Source organism: Butyricicoccus sp. AM78-15b2TA, from assembly GCF_027665985.1.
Lineage (GTDB): Bacteria > Bacillota > Clostridia > Oscillospirales > Butyricicoccaceae > Agathobaculum > Agathobaculum butyriciproducens.
Genome location: NZ_JAQEHY010000048.1, coordinates 1 through 3,363, shown reverse-complemented (window position 1 = coordinate 3,363; position 3,363 = coordinate 1). Strand labels below are relative to the sequence as shown.

The 3,363-nt window shown below is 53.5% G+C and carries 3 protein-coding genes; all 3 read right to left on the bottom strand.

What is annotated here, in order from left to right:
- Positions 1 to 98 precede the first annotated feature (98 nt).
- Positions 99 to 899 (bottom strand): acryloyl-CoA reductase electron transfer subunit gamma, encoded by an 801-nt coding sequence (gene acrB / locus PGS25_RS15485; protein WP_118362010.1) that lies wholly within the window; start codon positions 897 to 899, stop codon positions 99 to 101.
- A gap of 21 nt (positions 900 to 920) precedes the next feature.
- A complete protein-coding gene (locus PGS25_RS15480; protein ID WP_270386023.1) occupies positions 921 to 2,063 on the bottom strand; it encodes an acyl-CoA dehydrogenase in 1,143 nt (380 codons plus the stop codon).
- Between the two features lie 397 nt (positions 2,064 to 2,460).
- Entirely contained in the window at positions 2,461 to 2,847 is a 387-nt protein-coding gene (locus PGS25_RS15475) for a MerR family transcriptional regulator (RefSeq protein ID WP_117492801.1), read from the bottom strand.
- Between the last annotated feature and the right edge of the window lie 516 nt (positions 2,848 to 3,363).

The following is a 3,363-nucleotide window of genomic DNA, read 5'->3' as shown; positions in this document are numbered from 1 at the left end:
AGCTCGCCCTGGCGCTGCTCACAGAATACCCATACGCCGGAGAAATCGGCGAGGTTCGTATTATTGAAATCAGCCATTGTTCAGTATTCTCCTTCCGATTAAATGATGTGCTTCTTCTGAAGCTCAGCAACCAGCTCATCGCAGGTAGCCTTGTCAGCGCCCTCAAGCATCTTGCCCTGACCCTTCTGGGGAGGAGTGAAGGACTTGAAGATGTTGGTGGGAGAACCCTTCAGACCAATGGTGGTGGGATCGATCAGCGGATCGTCCTTCAGGGTGTTGTAGTCATAAACTGCGATCGGCTTATCGTAGCAGCCCATGATGCCCTTGATGGACATGTAGCGGGGCTCGTTCAGCTCCTTGATGCAGGTCAGCAGGCACGGGGTCTGGGTCTCGATGGTCATGTAGCCATCCTCCAGAGCGCGCTTAACGGTAACGGTGGTGCCCTCGATCTTTACGTCAGCAGCGTAGGAGATCTGCGGGATGTCCAGCTTCTCAGCGATCTGAGAGCCAACCTGAGCGGTATCACCGTCGATAGCCTGACGGCCGCAGAATACTACGTCATCAGCGTCAACGCCATACTTCTTGATAGCAGCAGCCAGGATCTGGGAGGTTGCGAAGGTATCGGAACCGCCGAACTCACGAGCGGAAACCAGAATGCCCTCGTCAGCGCCCATAGCCATCAGCTCACGCAGCATGCCCTGTGCCGGGGGAGGACCCATGGTGATAACAACGACCTTGCAGCCGGTAGCGTCCTTCAGCTTCAGAGCAGCCTCAACCGCGTTCTTGTCGTCCGGGTTGATGATGGTAGCCATGGATGCGCGGTTCAGAGTGCCATCGGGATTAACAGCAACCTTACCGGAGGTATCCGGAACCTGCTTTACACAAACAATTGCCTTCATAGTTCAGTTTTCCTCCTATTCTTACTTACCGAGAACGTTACCGGAGATAACAACGCGCTGGATCTCGCTGGTGCCCTCGTAGATCTCGGTGATCTTGGCATCACGCATCATGCGCTCAACCGGGTAATCCTTGGTGTAGCCGTAGCCGCCGTGTACCTGAACTGCCTTGGTGGTGATCTTCATAGCAGCCTCGGAAGCGAACAGCTTAGCGGTTGCAGCGTCCAGAGTGAAGCGGCCGCCCTCAGACTTAGCAACAGCAGCCTTGTAGGTCAGCAGGCGAGCAGCCTCGATTGCAACGTGCATATCAGCAAAGAGGAACTGAGTGTTCTGGAACTTTGCGATCGGACGGCCGAACTGCTCACGGGTCTTAGCAAAGTTGATGGACTCTTCCATAGCGCCCTCTGCAATGCCCAGTGCCTGTGCAGCGATGCCGATACGGCCGCCGTCCAGGGTCTGCATAGCGATCTTGAAGCCCTTGCCTTCTGCGCCGAGGAGGTTCTCCTTCGGAACGATGCAGTCGGTGAATACGATCTCAGCCGTCGGGGAGCCGTGCAGGCCAAGCTTCTCCTCGTGCTTGCCAACAGAGAAGCCCGGGAAGGAGCTCTCTACGATAAATGCAGAAATGCCCTTGGTGCCCTTGGACTTGTCGGTCATAGCGAATACTACGAATACGTCAGCAACGTAGCCGTTGGTGATGAAGATCTTGGAGCCGTTCAGTACGTAGTGGTCACCCTGCAGCTCAGCAACGCAGGTGCCCTTTGCAGCGTCAGAACCAGCGTCCGGCTCGGTCAGTGCGAAAGCGCCTACCTTGTGGCCTTCGGTCAGCATGCGGAGGTACTTCTCCTTCTGTGCGGGAGTACCGTTTGCAATGATCGGGCCGCAGCACAGACCATTGTGGGTAGCGAGGATATCGCCGGTGGAAGCGCACTGCTTGGACAGCTCTTCGATAGCGATAGCGGAGGAAAGATCGTCAGCGCCTGCGCCGCCGAACTCCTCGGGCACGATCATGCCCATAACGCCCAGATCGAACAGCTTCTCGATGTTCTCGCGGGGGTAAGTAGAGGTTTTGTCGGTTTCCGCAGCGATGGGCTTAACTTCGTTCTCGGTGAAGTCATGCATCATCTGGCGAACCAGTTCCTGTTCACGGGTCAGATGGAAATCCATGTTCAAGTCTCCTTCTTGTTTGGATATTTATTGCCAAAGCCGGTGAAAACCGGCATTCCGCCTGTTGCAGACTGCCATTTGGTGCGGCAGGGAACCGCTTGCCCGTGTCTAACCGATCAATAGGGTGGTTCGGTTTGGAGCGGGTTTTGCACACTTTTTTGTTAAGTTTTTGTTCCGTCTATCAATATACCACACCAGATAGCAAGCGTCAACTGTCAATATCAACGGAATAAAGCAATAAATTTGGTAAATTATAAGGGATTGTACAAGCGGAATATTCTCAAAACGCGGGGGATGGTGATAAATACCGAAAAAAACGATGGAAACTGGTAAAAATACACAAATACACAGAGCTCTCCGGCGGGAGAACTCTGCGGTGGTGAAGTGTTGGTGCAGTTCAGTCTTTGGCTTTACCGCGCAGCTCGGGTTCTTTGGCGAGGCAGTTGCCGTAGTTTTCAATCTTGTGGTTGAGCCGTTCGAGCGTCTGCTGCATGGTGGCAATGCGTTCCTCGAGCTGGTCGCGCTGCTCGAGGAGCAAAGCCTTGCGGGCACCGATGGTACTGTCACCCTGCTGGAACAGGGCCACATATTCGATGAGCGCCTCGATCTGCAGACCGGCCGCACGCATACATTTAATAAACTCGATCCAGCTGCATGAGGTCTGGTCGTAATCGCGGATGCCGCTCTTGGTGCGCGGTACCGGCGGGATCAGACCGATGCGCTCGTAATAGCGCAGTGTGTCCGGCGTGATGTCGAATTGTCTGCTCACTTCTGCGATGGTCATGGGAGTCACCTTCCTTTGGTGAGTTTAGTGTAGCGCTTGGAGTGCACTCTAAGTCAAGGGTAAATTGAGAATGGAAAATGGAGGATTGAAAATGGACGTGGCGGTTGATGGATGCGATTCGGAGAGAAACGGCGGGGGGACCTCACCCCCCGCCTTTTGTAAGTTCATTTGCACTATCAAACCGCAGGGGAGTGCATTGTGCTCCCGCATCAATGTTAAATGGGTGTGGATATGCGGTTATGTAATTGCAGTGAGTTGAATTTGATCATCGCGTTAATTTTCCATTCTCCATTCTCAATTTTCAATTACTGCAACAAAAAAGGAACCCTCTTTCGAGGATTCCTTTTTATGCAACTTTGGTTTGTTAAGCGGAGAAATTACTCCTCAACCTTAACGTATACGCCGCCGTTACGGCAGGACTCGGTAGCAGCCTTAGCCATGAGAACCGGACGCAGGCCATCGATAGCGCCGACAGCAGTCTGGGTATCGTTGTTGATTGCATCAACGAAGGAGATA

Coding starts and splice junctions, on each gene's coding strand:
- acrB (WP_118362010.1), bottom strand. CDS start 899: ATGAAGGCAATTGTTTGTGTAAAGCAGGTTCCGGATACCTCCGGTAAG.
- PGS25_RS15480 (WP_270386023.1), bottom strand. CDS start 2,063: ATGGATTTCCATCTGACCCGTGAACAGGAACTGGTTCGCCAGATGATG.
- PGS25_RS15475 (WP_117492801.1), bottom strand. CDS start 2,847: ATGACCATCGCAGAAGTGAGCAGACAATTCGACATCACGCCGGACACA.